Raw genomic sequence first — 16,770 nt, forward strand, 5'->3', positions numbered from 1 at the left:
TTACCTCAGGCTTACCTGGGCGCCCGTACGGTCGGCGCCCATGGTCAACTCGCTCACCCTCGCCCCGGCGCAGCCGGCTGCACCGGTTGCGGTCCCGGCCCCGTCGCGATGGCGCCGCGCCCGGCCGCATCTCGCGGCGGCGGGCGTCTACATCGGACTGGGTCTGCTGGTCATGGGCGGGTACCTGGCCGATCCCGGTGGGCGGATCTCGGGCCATCTGGCCGGCGACAACACGTGGTTCCAGTGGCTGCTGTCGCACGGGGCGTACTCGGTGCGCCACTTGTCGAACCCGCTGTTCTCGTCGCAGCAGAACGCCCCCGAAGGCGTGAACATGATCGCCAACACCTCGGTGCTGGGCGTGACGTTGCCGATGGCGCCGGTGACGATGCTGCTCGGGCCGCGGGTCGCCTATCTGATCTGGATGGTCGGCGCCTGCGCCGGTACGGCGTTCAGCGCGTACTGGGTGCTGCAGCGGTACCTGGTCCGCTCCCGGGTGGCGGCGTTCGCCGCGGGCGCCTTCGCGGGCTTCGCGCCGGGCATCATCCACCACGCGAACGGCCAGCCGAACTTCGTCTCCAACTTCGCGCTGCCGCTGATCGTCGCGCGGATCGCCCGGCTCGGCGTGGACGGCCGCTGGCGGCGGGACGGGCTGATCCTGGGCGCGCTCGTCACCTACCAGCTCTTCATCAACGAGGAGCTGCTGCTCATCACGGCCGTTGGCGGCCTGATCCTGACGCTGGTGCACGCGGCGATGCGACCCGCCGAGGCGCGGCGGCGGGCGGGCGCGTTCCTTCGGGCGCTCGGGCTCACGGCGGTCGTGGCGGGGGTGCTGTGCGCGTACCCGATCTGGTTCCAGTTCCACGGGCCGCAGTCGTTCTCGAGCATGCCGTACTTCACCGACTGGGGTGAGGACCCGCTCGCGTACCTGACGTTCGCCCGGGACACGATCGCGGGCACCCCGGCGTCCGAGGCGACGGTCGGGCGCAGCGAGCAGAACAGCTACTGGGGCTGGCCGCTGACGCTGGTCGCGGTGCTGCTCGCCGTCATGCTGTGGCGGCGGTCGGTGGCCGCGCGGGTGGCGGCCGTGACCGCGGTCGCCGGCGCGGTGCTCTCGCTCGGGCCGGTGCTGCGCCTCGGCGGCCTGGTCACGGACACCCCGGGCCCGCTGGCCGCGATGCCCGAGGGGTTGCCGGTGCTCGGCCTGCTGATGCCCAGCCGGCTGACGTTCGTGGTGATCGGCGCGATCGTGGTGCTGCTCGCGCTCGGCTGGGACCGGCTCCCGTGGCCGGCCGGGCGGTTGCTGATCGCGGCGGCGCTGCTGCCGCTCGTGCCCACACCGGTGCCCGCCATCCCGGACGCGCCGCCGCCGGCGTTCATCACCTCGGGCGCCTGGCGCCCGTACGTGGCGCCTGGGCACACACTCATCCCCGTGCCGCTGCCGGACTCATCGCGCGGGCGCGACGCGCTGAGCTGGGGCGCCGCGGCCCGCAACGAGTTCGCGATGCCGGAGGGCTACTTCCTCGGCCCGAGCGCGGAGGGTGTCGGCCGGATGGGCCCGGCCTACGGCAGCACGCTCAGCCGGCTCGTCAGCGAGACCACCAAGGCCGGCACCGCCCCGCTGGTGACCGTCGCGGACCAGGAAGCGATCCGCGCCGAGGTCAGCCGCTGGCACGGTGACGTCCTGGTGCTGCGCGCCGACGCCGCCCACGAGCCGCTGCGGGCCCTGGTCGAGCAGATCTTCGGGCCGGCCCGCCAGGATCAGGACGTGTGGGTCTGGACGCCGTGATCCTTTACTTCGGTTTTATGCCCCGGATCCGATAGTGACGGCGTGCGGATCCTGGTAGCCGATGACGAACGCCTGCTCGCGGACACGATCGCGGTCGGGTTGCGGCGGGCGGCCATGGCGGTCGACGTCTGTTACGACGGGGACGCCGCCCAGGAGCGGCTCAGCGTCAACCGCTACGACGTGGCGGTCCTCGACCGGGACATGCCCGGACGTACGGGCGACGACGTGTGCCGCTGGGTGGTCCGGGAGAACGTCGGCACCCGGGTGCTGCTGCTCACCGCCGCGTGCGGGATCTACGACCGGGTCGAGGGGCTGGGGCTGGGCGCCGAGGACTACCTGACCAAGCCGTTCGCCTTCGCCGAGCTGCTGGCGCGGGTGCAGGTGCTGGCCCGGCGGACAGCCCCCGCGCTGCCGCCGGTGCTGGAACGCGACGGCGTGGTGGTCGACGTGGCGGCGCGTACGGCGACCCGCGACGGCCGCCCGCTGAACCTGACCGTCAAGGAGTTCGGCGTGCTGCACGCGCTGATGCGGGGCCAGGGGCAGGCCGTCACCACCGAGGACCTGCTCGAGCAGGTGTGGGACGAGCACACCGACCCGTTCAGCAACGTCGTTCGGGTCACGGTGATGAACCTGCGCCGCAAGCTCGGCGCGCCGTCGATCGTGCAGACCGTGCCCCGGGCCGGCTACCGGATCGGCGGCTCAGCGGCGTAGCCCGGCGGCCCGCCCGCGCGCCCGCGCCGAGCGGCCCAGCCCGGCGGCGACGCGGCCGGTGCCGTCCAGCGCGGTCAGGTACGCCCGCGCCCACGCGATGATGTCGTGGCTGCTCAGGTGGGCGCGCATGGCCGCCATCCGCCGGGCCAGGTCCGCCGGGTCGGCCTCCATCGCCTGCAGCAGCGTCTCCTTGAGCCCGTCGACGTCGTGCGGGTTCACCAGGAAGGCGTCCTCGAACTCGGCCGCGGCGCCGGCGAACTCGCTGAGCACCAGCGCGCCGGAGGCGTCCGCGCGGGCGGCCACGTACTCCTTGGCGACCAGGTTCATGCCGTCGCGCAGCGGTGTCACCACCATCACGTCCGCGGTCTGGTAGAGCGCGGCCAGGTCGGCGCGGTCGAACGGCTGGTTGAGGTAGTGGATGGCGGTCTCGCCGACCCGGCCGTACTCGCCGTTGATCCGCCCGACCTCGCCCTCGATTCGGTCGCGCAGCACGCGGTAGCTGTCCACCCGCTCCCGGCTCGGCACCGCCACCTGCACCATCACCGTGTCGCGGACCTTCACCCGGCCGTCGCGCAGCAGCTCGTCGTACGCCGTCAGCCGGTGCTCGATGCCCTTGGTGTAGTCGAGCCGGTCGACGCTGAGCAGCACCCGCCGGGGCCGGCCGAGGTCGGCCCGCAGCTGCTGGGCGTGGTGGCGGACGTCCGGGCGGGCGGCCAGCGCCTGCATCTCGGCGACGTCGATCGAGACCGGGAACGCGCCGGTGCGCACCGTACGGCCGTCGACGGTGATCTGGTCGTTGGCCGTGACCTCCGCGCCGAGCATCTTGACCGCGAGCTGCGCCACGTTGTGGGCGGCCTGCGGGCGCTGGAAGCCGACGAGGTCCGCGCCGAGCATGCCGCGCAGCAGCTCGATGCGGCGGGGGAGCTGCATGAACAGCTCCGGCGGCGGGAACGGCACGTGCAGGAAGAAGCCGATCAGCACGTCCGGCCGCAGCTCGCGCAGCAGGCCGGGGACGAGCTGGAGGTGGTAGTCCTGGACCCAGATCGCGCCGCCGGGCTCGACGACCTCGGCCGCGGCCTCGGCGAAGCGGCGGTTCACGGCCCGGTAGGTCTCCCACCAGCCGCGGTCGAAGACGGGCTGCTCGACGGCGTCGTGGTAGAGCGGCCAGAGCGTCGAGTTGGCGAAGCCCTCGTAGTAGCCGCGCATCTCCCGCTCGGACAGCGCCACCGGCCGCAGCCGCAGGCTTCCGATGTCGGGCAGGCTCGGGGCCGGGCCCACCCCGCCGCCCCAGCCGACCCAGGTGGCCGGGGTCTTCTGGAGGATGGCGTGCAGGGCGCTGGCGAGGCCGCCGGGGCTGCGTCGCCATTCGCAGGCCCCGTCCGGTGCGGCGTTGTCATCCAGGGGGAGGCGGTTGGCGACGACCACGAGCGAGCTCTGGCGCATCCACGAGACGTTAGTGGATGACTACCGAGCGAAACAATGCCGGGAGTCTATGTCCGGGTTTGGGGCAGTCAGACGACCGCGCCGTCATCGAACTCGTCGTCGTCATCGCCGGAGCGCAGCCGCCACACCAGCGTCACCGCGCCGCCCACGATGGCCGTGAAGCCGATCAGCGTGACGAAGGTGCGCTCGATCGGCAGCAGCCACGGGAACAGGAAAAGCACGAAGCCGAGTACCACGCCGAGGACGCCGGCGATCGCGTACTTGGAGATGTGTGGCAGCGGCGGCGGGGGCGGCGGCACGTAGCGCTCGTCGTCGTCCTCGTCGTCGTCGAACCCGGCCCCGAAGGTGTCCAGGCCGTCCAGCATCGACGGCTCGTCGACGCGGTCGGTGCGGCGCCGGTTGAGCTGGATGCCGGTCAGGTCGGTGGCGGACGTCAGCTTGTCGCCGGGCTGCGGCCCGGGCTTGGGCGGCTCCGGCGCGCGGGTGGGGTCGATGCCCTCGGCGGCGGGCCACGGCGGCGCGGTCGGGTCGACGGCGGTGTGGAAGCCCGCGACGATCTTCGCCCACTCGGCGTCGACGTCGCCCTGGTCGCCGTCCGGGTGCTCCTCCGGGCGCGACGCCGGCGGGAACGGGCCGGTGCCGCCGGTCAGCTTGTGCAGGTGCTCGCGGGCGATGGCGAGGTGGGTGCGGTCGACGTAGAGCCGGTCGGTGGGACGGGCCGGGAACGTGGTGGCCCGCAGGATCGGGTTGAGGTCCGCCGAGGGCTGCAGATACGCCGCGATGCCGCCGGCCGCCAGGACGTCGAGCAGGTGCTCACCGACACGCGGATCCACGTCGCCCGCGGCCGCGTAGTCGGCCGCGTCGAGCCCGTTGTCCCGCCGCCCGCGACGGGCGCCTCCCGCAGTCACCCTGCACACTCCTCGCCCCGCGCTGCTCGCGCGCGTGCCTTGAATGGTGACACGCCAGGCACCGCTTGCGGGAGTGCGTTGTGGCGTGCCGCTCCCGCTTCGTACGCTTTCCCTACCCCACGGGCCCGGCCGCACGGGAAAGGACATCGGTGTTCTACTGGCTGCTGAAGTACGTGGTTCTCGGACCCGTCCTGAAATGCCTCTTCCGCCCCGATGTGGAGGGATTGCACCATGTCCCCGCGACGGGCCCGGTGATCCTCGCCTGCAATCACCTCTCGTTCTCGGACTCGATCTTCACACCCCTGATCGTGAAGCGGAAGGTGACATTCGTCGCCAAAGCGGAGTACTTCACGGGTAAGGGGATCAAAGGCTGGCTGATGCGGCAGTTCTTCGTCGGCACCGGGACCATCCCGGTCGACCGATCGGGCGGCAAGGCGGCCCGCGCGGCCCTCGACACCCAGCTGCGGGTGCTGCGGTCGGGCAACATCGCCGGCATCTACCCCGAGGGCACCCGCTCACCGGACGGCCGGCTCTACCGCGGCAAGACCGGCGTGGCCCGGCTGGCCTTGGAGAGCGGCGCCCCGGTCGTCCCGGTCGCCTTGCTCAACACCGACGAGATCCAGCCCACGGGCAAGCTAATCCCCACGATCAAGCGGGTCCGCCTGCGCTTCGGCGAACCCCTCGACTTCTCCCGGTACGCCCGCAGCGTCGGCGACCGCTTCGTCGAGCGCGTGGTGACCGACGAGATCATGTACGAGCTCATGACCCTCACCGGCCGCGAGTACGTCGACGTCTACGCCGCCACCCTCAAGACCGCCGTCGTCGCGCCGACCCCGGCGTTTGAGCCCGTGAAGGACCGGGCACGGTGATCGGGACGCGGACGTGAGGAGGTTCGCCATGCCGGCACGCAAGGACCTGCCCGGCACGCTGAAGCGGTCGCCGAAGAAGGCGCAGAACACGTACCTCAAGGCCCACGACAGTGCGGTCGAGGAGTACGGCGAGGGCGAACGGGCGCACCGCACGGCACTGGCCGCCGTCAAGCACTCGTTCGAGAAGGTCGGCGATCACTGGGAGCCCAAGGCGAAGAAGGGCCCCAGCGACAAGAAGGCCGCCGGTGGCCGGGACACCAAGGCCGCCACCAAGGGCGGGGTCGACGCGAACGCCAGCAAGGAGCATCTGCTCGGGATCGCGAAGAAGCTCGACATCAGCGGCCGGTCGAAGATGAAGAAGCCGGAACTGGTCGACGCCATCCAGAAGGCGAACGCCAAGAGCACCCGTAAGGCGAGCGCGAAGAAGTAGTCCCGCGGCCGGCTCGGTCAGGCCTTCGGTCCGGCCGAGCGGCCCCACTTGAGGTAGGCGATCGGGCCCAGCGGCTGCACGAAGATGCCCGCCCACCACAGCGCCTTGGGACCGCGGACCTGCCCGGACGGGCGCCGGATCAGGTCGATCGCGGCCATCGTGGTGAGGACGATCTCCGCCGGGCCGATGATCAGCGCGCCGGCCTTCTGCCAGCGCGGCAGGTCACTCCAGTGCTGGTTCGCCACGTCGGTCACCCTACCGGGCGGCCCTGCACTTCCATGGCGTTCCAGCGGGCGAGGTTGTGCTTCGCGTCCACCAGGGCGTCGTGGCGGCCCTGGGCGGTCGGGAGTGCCGGCCGGCCCAGGTCGTCCCAGCGCTGCCGCAGATCCTTGGTGAACCGGGGGATCTCGCGGGGCAGGGCCGGCATCGCACCCCACAGCTGGGCGAGCGCGACGTGGTCGTACGCCGCGTACCAGGCCCAGAGCTCCATCTGCTCGTCGCGGCCCTGCAGCGGCTCGACCAGGAACGCGTGCAGGTCGTCGCGGATGCGCTCGCGGGACCGCCACGCCGGATCCGCCGGGGACGGCAGCTTGTCCAGCACGTTGCGGCGTACCCAGGGCACGGCCCGGGTGTCGTCGAACTGGGTCGAGACCGCGTAGAACTCGCGGCCGAACTCGTCGACGACGCCGATGGACACGAGGTCGACCGTGCGGCCGTCCTCGATGAATTCACAGTCGTAGAAATAGCGGTAAACCATCGCCGCCCATCCTCGCCTACTCCGGGTCGGCCGCCGTCATCAGGGCCGCCTGTGCTCGCCGCAGGGCCTCCCGGTTGCCGTCACCCTCGCCGGTCACGAGCCGCCGGGCCGCCCAGTCCGCCTGGACGGCCCACCGGAAGCGCAGCAGCACCGGCAGGGCGGCGTGCAGCTCGCCCTCCTCCACCGGACCAGCCGCGAGATACCCGTCCAGCAGCTCCGCCGCGGTCTCCGGGCCGCCCGCGTACACCACCGCGGCCGCGACGTCGTAGAGCAGCGGGCCGGTGCCGCTCGCCCCGCAGTCGAGCAGCCCCGCGCGACCGGTGGCCGGGTCGACCAGGAAGATCTCCGGGGCCGGGTCGCCGTGCAGGACGCCGTACGTGAGCCGGTCGGTGACGGTGAGCCGGGTCATGGCGGTGATCGCCCCGACGACCGCCGTCCGCAGCCACGCCTCGACCTCCAGGTGCGGGCCGTCCGGGTCGAGCAGGTTCCAGCGGCGCAACCCCGGATGATGGAACGTCTGGAGGGTGCGGTGCACGGCACCCAGCCGATCACCCCAGAACTGCTGGTCGATCGGGTCCCGCCCGTCGAGGATCCGCCCCGGCGCCCGGCGCAGCACGGCCATGGCACCGCACGGCGTCTCGGCGGTGAGCCCCCCGCCCAGCGTGCGAACCGGCTCACCCGCCTCGATGCCGGTACTCCGCAGATGCTCCGCCGCCGCCAGCCCGGCCTCGACGGGCTGCCGCGCATCCGGCTCGGCAAGCCGCGCGACAAACCGCTCGCCCCCGGCCGTCACGTCCCACCCGTGCGACAGCAGCCCCCCGGGCAGCGCCGAAATCTCGGCAGGCACAAGATGCCACTGCTCACGCAGCGTCGATCGAAGAAGGTCATGGTCCGGCACGGCCGCGATTATCCCGACACACAACGTGACGCCGACGGACACAGAGGGCGATAACATGGCCTCCGCTTCGCTCCGGCGGGCGCAGTGCGACCTTGGTTGCGGCGGCATTAGACGATGCATCGTAACCGTCGGCGATTGGGGGGTGTACAGCCAGCGACATACGCGAAATGATCGAAACGCAGGCGCTCGAGGTATCAAATGGCGTTGATGGTGCTCTTCATGCTAAGAGTGATCGTTCGCGTCCAGGGGCCGACGTCGGACAGGGGTGCCGGTGTGGTCCCGACCGGGGGAAGGACTGACCGTGGATCATCGGCTGCCGGAGCCGGGTGACGCGCTCACGGGCGTGGAGATGTTCGCCGGGCTGGAGCCCGACGTGCGGCAGAGGGTGATCGCGGCAGCGGTGCCCCGTACCTACCGCAAGGGACAGATCCTCTTCGTCGAGCACGACCCGGGTGACTCTCTCATCGTGCTGCGCCGCGGCGCGATCGCGGTGTTCCGCACCGCGCCCACCGGCGAGCGGGCGGTCCTGACGGTGGTACGGCCGCCGGACGTCCTCGGCGAGGTCTCGCTGCTGGACGCGTCCACCCGGTCGGCCAGCGCGGAGGCGATCGAGGACAGCCAGGCCCTGGCGTTGTCCCGGGTCGCGTTCATGGACCTGGTGCATTCCAATCCGCGAATTCTCGACGCGGTGATGCGCTCGGTCGGCGGCCTGATCAGGCGGCTCACCGAGCAGAACGCCGATCACGTCTTCCTCGACCTGCCGGGCCGGGTGGCCAAGACGCTGGTCCGCCTGGCGGGGGACAGTCAGGCGCCGATGATCACCATCGAGCTGAACCAGAGCCAGCTGGCGGAGATGGCCGGCGGCTCGCGGCAGAGCGTCAACCAGGCCATCGGCTCGTTCGCGACGCGCGGCTGGCTGCGTACCGAAGGACGGCGGATCGTGGTCACGGACGTCTCCGCGCTGCGCCGCCGGGCCGGGATGGCCGAAAGGTAGGACCCGTTCGTTTCGCCGGTGGGGCCCCGGGAAGTCTCCGGGGATACCGGACGAAGGGAGCGTGTCATGACGGAACACACCGAGCAGGAGAAGCGCGAGAAGCTGAAGGAGCTCGTGAAGCACGCGCGGATCGGGATGCTCACCACGATGACCGCGCAGGGGCGGCACGTCAGCCGCCCGATGGCCCTGCAGGAGGTCGAGTTCGACGGCGACCTCTGGTTCTTCGCGTACGCGGACTCCGACCTGGTCGCGCAGATCCGGGCCAACCCGCAGGTGAACGTCTCGTTCAGCGATGCCAAGCAGCACGCCTGGACCTCGGTGTCCGGTTCCGCGGCGCAGACCGACGACCGCGCCAAGGCCGAGCAGCTGTGGAACCCGATGCTCAAGGCCTGGTTCCCGGACGGTCTGGAGACGCCGAACCTGACCCTGGTCAAGGTTCACGCCGAGACCGCCGAGTACTGGGAGGCCGCGCACAGTTCGCGGGTGGTCACGCTGCTCGGCTACGCCAAGGCGGCGGTGACCGGCCGGACGCCGGACGCGGGCGAGAACGAAACCGTCCGTTTGTAGCGGGGCGTTTTGGTCCGGGGTGGCCGCGGCGACTACAGTGCGCATGCGGCCCGCCCCCGGACCCGGCAGTGACGCCGGACGACGGAGTTCCCAGGGTGCCGGGCAATCTCGCAACCCGATAAGGGAGGACGAGCAATCATGCGTATCGGCGTGCTCACCGGCGGCGGCGACTGCCCCGGTCTCAACGCCGTGATCCGGGCGGTGGTGCGCAAGGGCGTCGCCGTCTACGGTCACGAGTTCGTCGGCTTCCGGGACGGCTGGAAGGGCCCGCTCGAGGGCCTGACGAAGCCGCTCGGCATCGCCGAGGTCCGCGGCATCCTGCCCCGCGGCGGCACCATCCTGGGCTCCTCCCGTACCAACCCGTTCAAGATCGACGGCGGCGTCGAGAAGATCAAGGCCAACCTGGCCGAGCAGGGCGTCGACGCGCTCGTGGCGATCGGCGGCGAGGACACCCTCGGCGTCGCCACCAAGCTCACCGACCTCGGCGTGAAGGTCGTCGGCGTGCCGAAGACCATCGACAACGACCTCAACGCGACCGACTTCACGTTCGGCTTCGACACCGCGGTCAACATCGCGATGGAGGCCATCGACCGGCTGCACACCACGGCCGAGTCGCACCACCGCACCCTGGTGGTCGAGGTCATGGGCCGGCACGCCGGCTGGATCGCGCTGCACGCCGGCCTCGCCGGTGGCGCCAACGTCATCCTGCTGCCGGAGCGCAACTTCGACGTGGAGCAGGTCGCCACGTACGTGACCAAGCGCTTCCAGGTCGAGTATGCACCCATCGTGGTCGTCGCCGAGGGCGCGCAGCCGCTCGAGGGTCAGATGGTCCTGCACAACCAGGAGCTCGACTCGTTCGGCCACGTCCGCCTCGGCGGCATCGGCCAGTGGCTCGCCCAGCAGCTCGAGGAGAAGACCGGCAAGGAGGCCCGTACGGTCGTCCTCGGTCACATCCAGCGCGGTGGCACCCCGAGCGCGTTCGACCGCGTCCTCGCGACCCGCTTCGGCCTCCAGGCCATCGACGCGGTGCACGAGGGCGACTTCGGCAAGATGATGGCGCTGCGCGGCACCGACATCGTCCGGGTGCCGCTGATCGACGGCACCGGTGAGCTGAAGACCGTGCCGATCTCGCGGTACGACGAGGCCGAAGTCTTCTTCGGCAGCTGAGTCGTGGTTCGGTGAAGGGGCGGGCGTCGGACGCCCGCCCCTTCTTCGTCGTTGGGAGGACGTATGACTGTCGTCGCGGTGCTGGGTGCCGGCAAGATCGGTGAGCTCGTGCTGTCCGGTCTGCTCCGCGCGGGCTGGCCGGCGGGAAGGCTGCTGGTCACCACCCGCCGCTCCACGCGGGGCGACGAGCTGCGCGAGCGCTACGGCATCCGGGTGGTCGACAACGCGACCGCGGTGGCCGAGGCGGACGTGCTGGCGATCGCCGTCAAGCCGCAGGACGCCGACGCCCTGCTCGCCGAGATCGGCCCCAAGATCCCGGCCGACAAGCTCATCATCTCGCTCTGCGCCGGCCTGCCGACCGGCTTCTTCGCCGCCCGCCTGCCGGAGGGCACGCCGGTGGTCCGGGTCATGACGAACACGCCGGCCCTGGTGGACCAGGCGATGACGGCGATCTCGGCGGGACCGCACGCGAGCGGGGAGCACCTGGCGGTCGCGGAGGAGATGTTCAAGCCGCTCGGCGCCACCATCCGGGTCCCGGAGTCGCAGCAGGACGCGGTCACCGCCCTGTCCGGTTCCGGGCCGGCGTACTTCTACCTGCTGGTCGAGGCGATGATCGACGCCGGGATCCTGCTCGGGCTGCCCCGGCAGGTCGCCCACGAGCTGATCGTGCAGACGGCGATCGGCTCGGCGGTCATGCTGCGCGACTCCGGGGAGCACCCGGTCAAGCTGCGGGAGGCGGTGACGTCCCCGGCGGGCACCACGATCTCCGCGATCCGCGAGCTCGAGAACCACGGGGTCCGGGCCGCCCTGCTGGCCGCCCTCGAAGCGGCCCGTGATCGGGCGCGGGAGATCGCGGAGCAGAGCTCCTAGTACCAGATGGCGATGCGGGCGCCGTTGTTCTCCTCGGGCGGGCTGGGGTGGCTCAGCGCGGCGCCCGTAGCCATGCGGTGGGCGCTCCAGGCGACGGCGGCCGCGTCGAGGATGTCGTCCGGGGGTGCCTGGCCCGCAGGTCCGAGCTGGTCGGGCAGGACGATGCCGTGCCGGGCCAGCAGTTCCCGGCGCCGGGCCTGACCGGTCCAGGTCTTCTTCGCGTACGCGAGGGGCTCGCCGGCCATCTCCCGGAACGACACCTCGGGGTGGGCCTCGAAGAGCAGGCCGGGATGGCGTTCCCAGATGGCGTTCGCCTCGAGCAGCTTCGGGCGCAGAGCCCACGACTGGCGGCTGAGACCGGCGCCGGTGAGCTCGCGGCAGAGCCGGTTGGCCGCCGCGAAGTCCGACTCCTGCCAGACCGCGCGCGGCGGCACCCGGAAGACGCTGCTGCGCCGCGGGCCGAGGTGGTCCGCGGCGACGGTGTCGGCGGCGCGCCAGCGGTCCGGCAGCATGCCGAGCGGGATGTCGACGCCGATGACGGCGGAGCCGGAGCTGCCGGCGACGATCTCGTAGAGCGTGGACGCGAGCATGGCCCGGCCGAAGTGGCCGTCGCGCAGCTCGACGCCCACCCAGCCGAGCGCGTACGCGTCGACGCCGATCACATGGAGGCTCATCGGCGGTTCAGTGGACCGTCTTCAGTCCGGTCGTGGGCGGTGGCGGGGTGGTTGGATGGGGCAAACGCTTCTCGATGGCGGCGGTCAGGCGTTCGTCCGCCGGTTCAGTGCCGGGTTCGAAGCGGGCCTCGACGGCGCCGTCGGGACCGACGACGAACTTCTCGAAGTTCCACTCGATGTCTTCGCCGGCGCCGACGAGCTCGCGGTAGAGCGGGTGCCGGCCGGGGCCGTTGACGTCCACCTTCGCCGTCAGCGGGAACGTCACCCCGTAGTTGACCTGGCAGAACTGTTCGATGTCCCCGGCGGTACCGGGCTCCTGCTCGCCGAACTGGTTGCACGGCACGCCGAGCACGACCAGGCCCCGGTCGCCGTACCTGCGGTGGAGCTCCTCGAGGCCGGCGTACTGCGGGGTGAAACCGCACTTGGAGGCGACGTTGACCACCAGGACGACGTTGCCGCGGTATTGCCGTAGATCAGCGGGTCCGCCCTGGAGTGCGTCGATGTCGACGTCGAAGATGGTCATGACGGCAGACTACGCGTAGTGCCTGTACGAGTGCACGCTGTGGCGCTCGCTCCGGAAAAGTTAAGAGGTCTGTTAAACCGGGGTGACCTTCTTGACTGAAGTTCATAGATGTGACTACCGTCTCTTCAACTTCCCTTTGGAAAGTTTCCTAACTGTTCTGAGGAGACGCAGTGAAGAAATCCCTCCGCCGCGCCCTGTGGGCCGGGGCGATCGTGGCGATGGCCTCCGCCGCGATCCCCATGGTCCAGGCGTCCGCTGCCGCCGCCTGTGCTCCCGCTTGGAGCTCCTCTGCTGTTTACGTCAAGGACAACTCCGCTTCACAGAGCGGTCACAACTACACGGCCAAGTGGTGGACCCAGAACGAGTCGCCGGCCACGCACAGCGGCCAGTGGGACGTCTGGATCGACAACGGCACCTGCAGCGGCGGGGGAACGGACCCCACCACGCCTCCGACGACTCCTCCTGTGACTCCTCCGGACACGCCCCCCACGACTCCGCCGACCACCCCGCCGACCCAGCCCCCGGGCGGTGGCGGCAAGAACGTCGTCGGGTACTTCGCCGAGTGGGGCGTCTACGGCCGCAACTACCACGTCAAGAACATCGTGACGAGCGGCTCGGCCTCGAAGCTGACCCACATCCTGTACGCGTTCGGCAACACCACCGGCGGCCAGTGCTCGATCGGTGACTCGTACGCCGACTACGACCGCGCGTACACCGCCGCGGAGAGCGTCGACGGCGTCGCGGACACCTGGGACAACGGCGCGCTGCGCGGCTCGTTCAACCAGCTGCGCAAGCTCAAGAAGGCGTACCCGAACATCAAGGTGATCTGGTCGTTCGGCGGCTGGACCTGGTCCGGCGGCTTCACCCAGGCCGCGGCCAACCCGGCCGGCTTCGCGAACTCCTGCTACAACCTGATCAAGGACTCCCGCTGGGCGGACGTCTTCGACGGCATCGACATCGACTGGGAGTACCCGAACGCCTGCGGCCTCAGCTGTGACGCCAGCGGACCCGCCTCGTACAACAACGTCATCTCGGCGCTGCGCACCAAGTTCGGCAGCAACTTCCTCGTCACCTCGGCGATCTCGGCCGACGGCTCCAACGGCGGCAAGCTGGACGTGGCCGACTACGCCTCCGGCATCGCGAAGCTCAACCTGGTCTTCCCGATGACCTACGACTACTACGGCGCCTTCAGCCCGCAGGGCCCGACCGCCCCGCACTCGCCGCTGACCTCGTACACGGGCATCCCGACCCAGGGGTTCTGGTCCGATGCGGCGATCCAGAAGCTCAAGAGCAAGGGCGTCCCTGCCAGCAAGATGCTGCTCGGCATCGGCTTCTACGGCCGCGGCTGGACCGGCGTCACGCAGAGCGCTCCCGGTGGCACGGCGACCGGCGCGGCGCCCGGCACCTACGAGGCCGGCATCGAGGACTACAAGGTCCTCAAGAACACCTGCCCGTCCACCGGCACCGTCGGCGGCACGGCGTACGCCAAGTGCGGCAGCAACTGGTGGGGCTACGACACCCCGGCCACCATCGGCGGCAAGATGACGTACGCCAAGCAGCAGGGTCTCGGCGGCGCCTTCTTCTGGGAGTTCTCCGGCGACACCAGCAACGGCGAGCTCATCACGGCGATCAAGAACGGTCTCGGCTGAATCTGAAGCTGATCCAGTCCTAGCAAGTGGGGCGCCGGGGATCCTCCCGGCGCCCCTTCGCCGTCCCTGGTTAGGCTTCCTGACATGCGCCGAGAGTGGCATCAGCTCAGTCATCCCGGGGTCGGTGCGACCGCCCTGCAGACCTCCCGTCCGTCCACCGACTCCGCCGAGGACTCGGCGCTGGGCCTGGACCGCTGGCGCGAGCTCCCGCGGGTGCAGATGCCGCCGTGGGCCGACCCGGACGAGGTCGGCAAGGTCTGCCAGGTCCTCGAGAACGTGCCGTCGATCGTCGCGCCCTACGAGGTCGACCAGCTGCGGCACAAGCTCGCCGACGTGTGCGAGGGCCGGGCTTTTCTGCTCCAGGGCGGCGACTGCGCCGAGACCTTCGCCGACAACACCGAGAGTCACCTGCTCGCCAACGCGCGCACCCTGCTGCAGATGGCGGTCGTGCTGACGTACGGCGCCTCGATGCCGGTCGTCAAGGTGGCGCGGGTGGCCGGGCAGTACACCAAGCCCCGGTCCGCGGCGACGGACTCGCTGGGGCTGCCGGCGTACCGCGGCGACCTGATCAACTCGCTGGAGGCCGACGAGGCCGCCCGGGTCGCCGATCCGCAGCGCATGATCCGGGCGTACGCGAACAGCGCCGCGGCGATGAACATGCTGCGGGCGTACCTTGCGGGGGGCCTTGCTGATCTTGCGGGTCTGCACGACTGGAACAAGGACTTCGTCCGGGCCTCGCCCGCCGGCGAGCGCTACGAGGCGATCGCCCGGGAGATCGACCGCGCCCTCGACTTCATCCGCGCCTGCGGCATGACCGACGACGAGGCGCTGCGCACGGTCAGCCTGTACTGCTCGCACGAGGCGCTGGCGCTCGAATACGACCGTGCGCTCACCCGCGTCTCGGACGGCCGGGCGTACGGGCTCTCCGGCCACTTCCTGTGGATCGGCGAGCGCACCCGCCAGCTGGACCACGCGCACATCGAATTCGTCAGCCGCATCGCCAACCCGATCGGCGTCAAGCTGGGCCCCGGCACGTCGCCGGAGACGGCCATCGAGCTCTGCGAGAAGCTCAACCCGGAGAACGAACCCGGCCGGCTCACCCTGATCAGCCGGATGGGCAACGGCAAGGTCCGCGACGCGCTCCCGCCGATCGTCGAGAAGGTGACCGCCGCCGGCGCCAAGGTCGTGTGGCAGTGCGACCCGATGCACGGCAACACCCACGAGTCGTCGAACGGCTACAAGACCCGCCACTTCGACCGGATCGTCGACGAGGTCCTCGGCTACTTCGAGGTCCACCGCGGCCTGCGTACCCACCCGGGCGGCATCCACGTCGAGCTGACCGGCGAGGACGTGACCGAGTGCCTCGGCGGCGCGCAGGGCATCGAGGACCTCGACCTGCCGGACCGCTACGAGACCGCGTGCGACCCGCGGCTCAACACCCAGCAGAGCCTCGAACTCGCGTTCCTGGTGGCGGAGATGCTCCGTGGCTGACCTCCGGTCGGACACGGTCACCCGGCCGACAGCGGCGATGCGCGAGGCGATGGCCACGGCCGAGGTCGGCGACGACGTCTTCGGCGACGACCCCACGGTCAACGCGCTCGAGGCGCACGTCGCGGCCCTGTTCGGGCACGAGGCGGCACTGTTCGCCCCGTCCGGCACGATGGCCAACCAGATCGCGCTCCAGCTGCTCGTCCCGCCCGGGGAGGAGCTGCTGGCGGGGGCGGATGCGCACGTCGTCACGTACGAGCTGGGTGCCGCCGCTGCGCTGGGGGGCATCTCCACCCGTACCTGGCCCTCGGTCGGGGCTGCCCTGGACGCCGAGGCGATCGCGGCGATGATCCGGCCGGCGGGCTACCCGTCGCTGCCGACCCGGGCGGTCGCGGTCGAGCAGACGCACAACCTCGGCGGCGGTGGCATCGTCCCGCTGGCGACGCTGCACCGCCTGCGCGAGGTCGCCGTCACGGCCGGGGTGGCTCTGCACTGCGACGGCGCCCGCATCTGGCATGCGCACGTGGCGGAGGGGGTGCCGCTGTTCACGTACGGGCAGCTCTTCGACACGCTGTCGGTCTGTCTGTCCAAAGGTCTCGGCGCGCCGGTCGGATCGCTGGTCGTGGGCTCCGCGGAGCGGATCGCCCGGGCCCGGGGCATCCGCAAGCGGATGGGCGGCGGCATGCGCCAGGCGGGCATCCTCGCCGCGGCCGGCCGGTACGCCCTCGACCATCACGTCGAGCGGCTCGCCGACGACCACGCCCGGGCCCGCCGCCTCGCCGAGGCCCTGGAGCCGTTCGGGGTGGTGGAGCCGGCCGCGGTGCGCACCAACGTCGTGCTGCTCGACCTGGCCAAGGCGCCCCTGGACGCGCCCACGCTGGTGGCGCGGGCGGCCGAGCACGGCGTCCACATCGTGGCGATGCTGCCCCGGACGGCCCGGATGATCACCCACCTCGACGTCGACGACGACGGCATCGACCGGGCCGCAGAGGTGTTGTCCGATCTTCTGCGCGCCGTCTGAGCCGAGGGCCCGCCG

At 71.1% G+C, this 16,770-nt stretch carries 18 protein-coding genes; 11 read left to right on the plus strand and 7 right to left on the minus strand.

Translation table 11 applies throughout. The features are described from left to right. The first annotated feature begins 40 nt into the window (after nucleotides 1-40). Together AB0368_RS22770 and AB0368_RS22775 are read left to right on the plus strand one after the other, a co-directional pair. Nucleotides 41-1,786, plus strand: a complete 1,746-nt coding sequence (locus AB0368_RS22770) for a glycosyltransferase 87 family protein (RefSeq protein ID WP_366155940.1) — start codon at nucleotides 41-43, stop codon at nucleotides 1,784-1,786. Between the two features lie 42 nt (nucleotides 1,787-1,828). Beyond that, on the plus strand, nucleotides 1,829-2,497 hold the full coding sequence (locus AB0368_RS22775) for a response regulator transcription factor (RefSeq protein ID WP_366155941.1): 669 nt from the start codon (nucleotides 1,829-1,831) through the stop codon (nucleotides 2,495-2,497). On the opposite strand, the gene AB0368_RS22780 is transcribed toward AB0368_RS22775, so the two are convergent. Together AB0368_RS22780 and AB0368_RS22785 are read right to left on the minus strand one after the other, a co-directional pair. Further along, nucleotides 2,486-3,940 (minus strand): trehalose-6-phosphate synthase, encoded by a 1,455-nt coding sequence (locus tag AB0368_RS22780; RefSeq protein WP_366155942.1) that lies wholly within the window; start codon nucleotides 3,938-3,940, stop codon nucleotides 2,486-2,488. The two genes, AB0368_RS22775 and AB0368_RS22780, sit on opposite strands and share 12 nt — an antisense overlap. Nucleotides 3,941-4,008: 68 nt before the next feature. After that, a complete protein-coding gene (locus tag AB0368_RS22785; RefSeq protein ID WP_366155943.1) occupies nucleotides 4,009-4,848 on the minus strand; it encodes a DUF308 domain-containing protein in 840 nt (279 codons plus the stop codon). Between the two features lie 149 nt (nucleotides 4,849-4,997). Here AB0368_RS22785 and AB0368_RS22790 point away from each other — a divergent pair, with 149 nt between their 5' ends. Together AB0368_RS22790 and AB0368_RS22795 are read left to right on the plus strand one after the other, a co-directional pair. Continuing rightward, nucleotides 4,998-5,717, plus strand: coding sequence for a lysophospholipid acyltransferase family protein (locus AB0368_RS22790; RefSeq protein ID WP_366155944.1), 720 nt, complete (start codon nucleotides 4,998-5,000; stop codon nucleotides 5,715-5,717). Nucleotides 5,718-5,745: 28 nt separating this feature from the next. Continuing rightward, on the plus strand, nucleotides 5,746-6,147 hold the full coding sequence (locus AB0368_RS22795; protein ID WP_366155945.1) for a ChaB family protein: 402 nt from the start codon (nucleotides 5,746-5,748) through the stop codon (nucleotides 6,145-6,147). A 17-nt stretch (nucleotides 6,148-6,164) separates the two neighbouring features. On the opposite strand, the gene AB0368_RS22800 is transcribed toward AB0368_RS22795, so the two are convergent. Genes AB0368_RS22800 through AB0368_RS22810 form a run of 3 tightly spaced genes read right to left on the minus strand, consistent with a single transcriptional unit; the run spans nucleotide 6,165 to nucleotide 7,802 of the window. Next, the gene (locus AB0368_RS22800; RefSeq protein WP_366155946.1) at nucleotides 6,165-6,392 is read right to left on the minus strand and encodes a PLD nuclease N-terminal domain-containing protein; all 228 of its coding nucleotides are present in this window, start codon (nucleotides 6,390-6,392) and stop codon (nucleotides 6,165-6,167) included. A 5-nt stretch (nucleotides 6,393-6,397) separates the two neighbouring features. Continuing rightward, the gene (locus tag AB0368_RS22805) at nucleotides 6,398-6,904 is read right to left on the minus strand and encodes a polyadenylate-specific 3'-exoribonuclease AS (RefSeq protein WP_366155947.1); all 507 of its coding nucleotides are present in this window, start codon (nucleotides 6,902-6,904) and stop codon (nucleotides 6,398-6,400) included. A 16-nt stretch (nucleotides 6,905-6,920) separates the two neighbouring features. Continuing rightward, nucleotides 6,921-7,802: a phosphotransferase gene (locus AB0368_RS22810; RefSeq protein WP_366155948.1), complete on the minus strand. Its 882-nt coding sequence runs from the start codon at nucleotides 7,800-7,802 to the stop codon at nucleotides 6,921-6,923. A 301-nt stretch (nucleotides 7,803-8,103) separates the two neighbouring features. On the opposite strand from AB0368_RS22810, the gene AB0368_RS22815 reads away from it, so the two are divergent. The 4 genes from AB0368_RS22815 (at nucleotide 8,104) to proC (ending at nucleotide 11,400) form a co-directional block, all read left to right on the plus strand. Then, nucleotides 8,104-8,796 (plus strand): Crp/Fnr family transcriptional regulator, encoded by a 693-nt coding sequence (locus AB0368_RS22815; RefSeq protein WP_015620001.1) that lies wholly within the window; start codon nucleotides 8,104-8,106, stop codon nucleotides 8,794-8,796. Nucleotides 8,797-8,862: 66 nt separating this feature from the next. Further along, the gene (locus AB0368_RS22820; RefSeq protein WP_366155949.1) at nucleotides 8,863-9,363 is read left to right on the plus strand and encodes a pyridoxamine 5'-phosphate oxidase family protein; all 501 of its coding nucleotides are present in this window, start codon (nucleotides 8,863-8,865) and stop codon (nucleotides 9,361-9,363) included. Between the two features lie 138 nt (nucleotides 9,364-9,501). Beyond that, nucleotides 9,502-10,530 (plus strand): 6-phosphofructokinase, encoded by a 1,029-nt coding sequence (locus AB0368_RS22825; protein ID WP_366155950.1) that lies wholly within the window; start codon nucleotides 9,502-9,504, stop codon nucleotides 10,528-10,530. 63 nt (nucleotides 10,531-10,593) lie between these two features. Then, nucleotides 10,594-11,400, plus strand: coding sequence for a pyrroline-5-carboxylate reductase (proC, locus tag AB0368_RS22830; RefSeq protein WP_366155951.1), 807 nt, complete (start codon nucleotides 10,594-10,596; stop codon nucleotides 11,398-11,400). Here proC and AB0368_RS22835 read toward each other — a convergent pair. Then, nucleotides 11,397-12,074: a DUF429 domain-containing protein gene (locus AB0368_RS22835; protein ID WP_366155952.1), complete on the minus strand. Its 678-nt coding sequence runs from the start codon at nucleotides 12,072-12,074 to the stop codon at nucleotides 11,397-11,399. The genes proC and AB0368_RS22835 overlap by 4 nt on opposite strands. 7 nt (nucleotides 12,075-12,081) lie before the next feature. Continuing rightward, nucleotides 12,082-12,597: a glutathione peroxidase gene (locus tag AB0368_RS22840; protein WP_366155953.1), complete on the minus strand. Its 516-nt coding sequence runs from the start codon at nucleotides 12,595-12,597 to the stop codon at nucleotides 12,082-12,084. 170 nt (nucleotides 12,598-12,767) lie between these two features. Here AB0368_RS22840 and AB0368_RS22845 point away from each other — a divergent pair, with 170 nt between their 5' ends. The 3 genes from AB0368_RS22845 (at nucleotide 12,768) to AB0368_RS22855 (ending at nucleotide 16,755) form a co-directional block, all read left to right on the plus strand. Next, nucleotides 12,768-14,246: a glycosyl hydrolase family 18 protein gene (locus AB0368_RS22845; RefSeq protein WP_366155954.1), complete on the plus strand. Its 1,479-nt coding sequence runs from the start codon at nucleotides 12,768-12,770 to the stop codon at nucleotides 14,244-14,246. A gap of 84 nt (nucleotides 14,247-14,330) precedes the next feature. After that, the gene (locus tag AB0368_RS22850; protein WP_366155955.1) at nucleotides 14,331-15,737 is read left to right on the plus strand and encodes a class II 3-deoxy-7-phosphoheptulonate synthase; all 1,407 of its coding nucleotides are present in this window, start codon (nucleotides 14,331-14,333) and stop codon (nucleotides 15,735-15,737) included. Beyond that, nucleotides 15,730-16,755 (plus strand): GntG family PLP-dependent aldolase, encoded by a 1,026-nt coding sequence (locus AB0368_RS22855; protein WP_366155956.1) that lies wholly within the window; start codon nucleotides 15,730-15,732, stop codon nucleotides 16,753-16,755. Before AB0368_RS22850 ends, AB0368_RS22855 begins: the two co-directional genes overlap by 8 nt. Nucleotides 16,756-16,770: the final 15 nt, after the last annotated feature.

Origin of the sequence: Actinoplanes sp. NPDC051475, from assembly GCF_040689425.1 — a bacterium.
Taxonomy (GTDB): Bacteria; Actinomycetota; Actinomycetes; order Mycobacteriales; family Micromonosporaceae; genus Actinoplanes.

Coding starts and splice junctions, on each gene's coding strand:
- AB0368_RS22780 (WP_366155942.1), bottom strand. CDS start 3,940: ATGCGCCAGAGCTCGCTCGTGGTCGTCGCCAACCGCCTCCCCCTGGAT.
- AB0368_RS22805 (WP_366155947.1), bottom strand. CDS start 6,904: ATGGTTTACCGCTATTTCTACGACTGTGAATTCATCGAGGACGGCCGC.
- AB0368_RS22820 (WP_366155949.1), top strand. CDS start 8,863: ATGACGGAACACACCGAGCAGGAGAAGCGCGAGAAGCTGAAGGAGCTC.
- AB0368_RS22795 (WP_366155945.1), top strand. CDS start 5,746: ATGCCGGCACGCAAGGACCTGCCCGGCACGCTGAAGCGGTCGCCGAAG.
- AB0368_RS22770 (WP_366155940.1), top strand. CDS start 41: ATGGTCAACTCGCTCACCCTCGCCCCGGCGCAGCCGGCTGCACCGGTT.
- AB0368_RS22825 (WP_366155950.1), top strand. CDS start 9,502: ATGCGTATCGGCGTGCTCACCGGCGGCGGCGACTGCCCCGGTCTCAAC.
- AB0368_RS22850 (WP_366155955.1), top strand. CDS start 14,331: ATGCGCCGAGAGTGGCATCAGCTCAGTCATCCCGGGGTCGGTGCGACC.
- proC (WP_366155951.1), top strand. CDS start 10,594: ATGACTGTCGTCGCGGTGCTGGGTGCCGGCAAGATCGGTGAGCTCGTG.
- AB0368_RS22840 (WP_366155953.1), bottom strand. CDS start 12,597: ATGACCATCTTCGACGTCGACATCGACGCACTCCAGGGCGGACCCGCT.
- AB0368_RS22835 (WP_366155952.1), bottom strand. CDS start 12,074: ATGAGCCTCCATGTGATCGGCGTCGACGCGTACGCGCTCGGCTGGGTG.